Source organism: Rhodoferax sp. GW821-FHT09E07 (genome assembly GCF_059416145.1).
In genome coordinates this window covers 1-3,767 of the sequence record NZ_JBWKOP010000015.1, presented here as the reverse complement: position 1 = coordinate 3,767, position 3,767 = coordinate 1, and the positions used below count along the sequence as shown (strand labels likewise).

Here is a 3,767-nt window from a genome sequence, read left to right as displayed (position 1 = left end):
TCAGCGCGGACGGTAAAACCATCGGAACCACCTATGCATTGAGTAATGGCACGACACTGACAGGTATCACCACCCTCGGAACAACGGTGGGTACCGATGGTGTATCTCGTGTGACTGCGACTACCAACTACACCATTCGCGATACCGATGGTTCCCTGCATGCGGCGGCTGTAGATGGGTCGGGCAACCCAGTACGCGACGGAAGCGGCAATCCGATCATGTCAAGCACCATTGGCTACGCCTCCGATCAAAACTACGGCAACGAAGAGCGACATTCCGTCTTGGCTCCTGTGAGTTCTGACCCCAGTGACCCTGCGGCCAAAGAGCAAGCCGCACAACATACCGATGCCACTGCTTATGCCGCAGCAGTCCAGGCAGCTACGGAGAAGGCCGCCGCAGATAAAGCGGCCGCAGATGCTGCTGCACAGGCCGGTACGCACAATGGTGGTTACGACCCAAGCAACCCAACCGGACAGACTACCCCAAGCGACCCCAACTCTGGGAGTGACTACTCGCACGAAGGTTCGCATGAGGGGGGCCCGATCCTCATCGACATGGACGGTAACGGGGTAGATGTTCAGACCTCTAGCGCGTCTTCCGCCTGGTTCGACTGGAGCAACACGGGCCAACTGCAGCACAGCGCATGGGTGGGGGCAGGAAGTGCGTTTGTCGCAGAAGATCTGAATGGAGACGGCAAGATCACCTACGGGGATGAAATCGCCTTTGCACATCGCACATCCGCAGATGACACCGATTTGCAGGCTTTCATGCAACTGCACGACACCAATGGTGACGGTGTGGTGGATGCCAACGACGCAGGTTTCGACAAGTTGCTGTTGTGGAGCGATGCCAACGGCAATGGTGTCAGCGATGCAGGTGAACTGCAGACGTTCGCGCAAGCGGGCCTGACTTCGATTTCCGGCACACGCCGCGAAGTGAACTACAACATCGGTGGCGTGCAAGTCAGCGCCATGGCCAGTGCGACCTTCGTCCAGAACGGCCAGAACGTCGACCACAGCGTGGCCGATGTCAGTCTGACCATTGACCCTACGACGATTGTCCTCAACGCCAATGGCTCCAAGACCATCACGATGGCCGACGGCCAGCACCTGGTGGCTGGCGCAAATGCTTTGAACCTCACCTTGGGATCTTCCGTCGTTTCTGCCATCGGCAGCGACCTGGGTGATCACATTCAGGCCAGCCATGCCGCGACGCTGGACGGTGGCGCTGGTAACGACATCCTGGTGGGATCCAGTGGTGACGACATTCTGATTGGCGGTGCGGGCAGTGACATCTTTCAAGGTGGTGCTGGCAATGATGTCCTCTACATTGACGCGCAGGACAATCCCTTGCTCATCCAGGGTGGTTCTGGATTCGACGTGGCCATTGTGCAAGGCGACGCCGGAGTTACATTGGATCTGGGACGTTCCACTCTAGAAGCAGCCTACGGTGGCAACGGCGACGACGTTTTGTACACCAGCACACCCGGAGCCGTGATTTTGGATGGTGGCGCTGGCAACGACACCCTGACCGGCAATGTAGGGAACGACACACTCAATGGTGGCACAGGCAACGACTTGCTCCAAGGCGGCGCCGGTGGCGACACCTATGTATTGCAACTGGGTGGGGGAACAGACACCGTCATCGACTTGTCCGGCAATGACAGGATCTTGGTCAAGGGTAGCTATACCGCGAACGACCTGACGATCAATCGCCACGACAACGACGTATTGATCGGAATCGCAGGAACCCCGGATCAATTGGTGCTGAAGGACTGGTTCAGTGGCGTCATCGGCCAGGAATCGGCAGGAGCCATCGAAAGCATTCAATTCGAAAGTGGCTCGGCAAGCTTGGATTCAAGTTACATCCACAGCTTGTTGGATAACCATGCACCGGTCGCAGTTGCTGATACTGCGCAAACGCAAGAGGATTCCTCTGTCGTGGTCAGCGGCAACGTGCTGGCCAACGACACAGACCAAGACATCAGCCTGCAATGGGATAGCCGCCAGCATCTGGCAATCAGTAATCCAGGTACCTACGCGGGTTCCTACGGACAACTGCAGTTGGGTGTGGATGGCGCGTACACCTACGTTCTGGACAACAGCCTGCAAGCCGTCCAGGCATTGGCTGTGGGCCAGACCTTGGTGGAAACCATTGGCTACACCGTCCAGGACAACGCGCTGGACAACAAAACCGCCACGTCGACGCTCACCATCACGATCGCAGGTACCAATGATGCCCCCGTTGTGGCTTCTGTAATCGCAGACCAGCAAGCCCGCGAGAAGCAGGCGTTTAGCTACACGGTGCCAGTGAACACCTTTGCCGATGTCGACAACGGTGATGTGCTGACCTACAGCGCATTGGCGGTGAATGCGGCAGGTGCCACCCAGGCCTTGCCCAGCTGGCTGACTTTCAATGCTACAACCCGTACTTTCAGCGGAACACCCGGCAGCGCAGACGGCGGCAGCTTTGACTTCCAAGTCACGGCCACCGACAAATCCGGCGCCAGTGTCTCCACCCGCTTCACGGTGGACATCGCCGACGAGTTTGCTGGCACCGGAGCCAACCTCAATGTCATCACGGGCAGCTGGACCAACGACACCTTGAACGGTACTCGCCGCAGTGAAACCCTGATCGGCAATGGCGGCACCGACAAGCTATTGGCCGGCGAAGGGGACAACACGGTGATTTCCACCGGTGGAGATACCCTGATCACCGCAGGCGCTGGCAACGACACCATCACCTCCAGCTACGGCAATGACACCATTGATGCAGGCGACGGCAACAACCGCATCAACGCGGGTGGTGGCAATAACGTAATTGTGGCTGGTAAAGGCGATGACAGCATCACCACCGATTGGGGTTTCAGCACCATCAATGCGGGTGAAGGCAACAACACCGTCGTGGCAACCGGGGACAGTACTGTGGTTACGACCGGCTCCGGCAATGACACGATCACCACCAGTTTTGGGAACGACACCATCAATGCAGGTGACGGTAACAACCGTATCAATGCGGGCGGTGGCAACAACCTGATTACCGCTGGCAGTGGTGACGATGTGATCACCACCGACTGGGGCAATAGCACCATCAACGCGGGTGACGGCAATAACACGGTGACTGCGAATGGAGGCAACACCGTGGTGACGACTGGCGCTGGGGCTGACCGCATCACCACGGGCTCTGGCAACGACACCATCAATAGTGGTGCCGGAAACGACGTGATCTCAGCAGGCTGGGGCTCAGACACCATCAATGCGGGTGCGGGTGACGACACCATCACCACAGGTGGTGGCAACGACATAGTGCGCGGCGGTCTGGGCAACGACACCATCATTGCCGACCAGTGGAGTGACGACAAGTTCTACTTCGCCCGGGGGGATGGCCAAGACACCCTGACCGACAGTGGTGGTCAGGATGCCTTGACTCTGGAAAACATCAACTCCAACCAGCTGTGGTTCACCCACACTGGCAATGACCTGAACGTGAGCGTCATTGGCACCACGGACAGTATTGCCATCAAGAACTGGTATGTCGGCGCGCAGTATCCAGGCAGCCAGTACCACGTGGAGCAGTTCAAGACCAGCGATGGCAAGGTGCTGCTGGATAGCCAAGTGCAGAACCTGGTGAACGCCATGGCCGCATTTGCTCCGCCCGCCGCGGGGCAGACCACGCTCACGGGTACAGCAGCTACTACGCTGACACCGGTGATTGCTGCCAACTGGCACTAAGCGATGGCATGGCTCGGCAGCGTGACGGCCGGGCCT

The 3,767-nt window shown here is 58.3% G+C and carries 1 protein-coding gene; it reads left to right on the top strand.

Annotated elements, in window-relative coordinates; genetic code table 11:
- A partial coding sequence (locus tag AC07OE_RS20310) for an SPM autocatalytic domain-containing protein (protein WP_495072373.1) occupies nucleotides 1–3,731 on the top strand: 3,731 nt, incomplete at its 5' end.
- Nucleotides 3,732–3,767 lie beyond the last annotated feature (36 nt).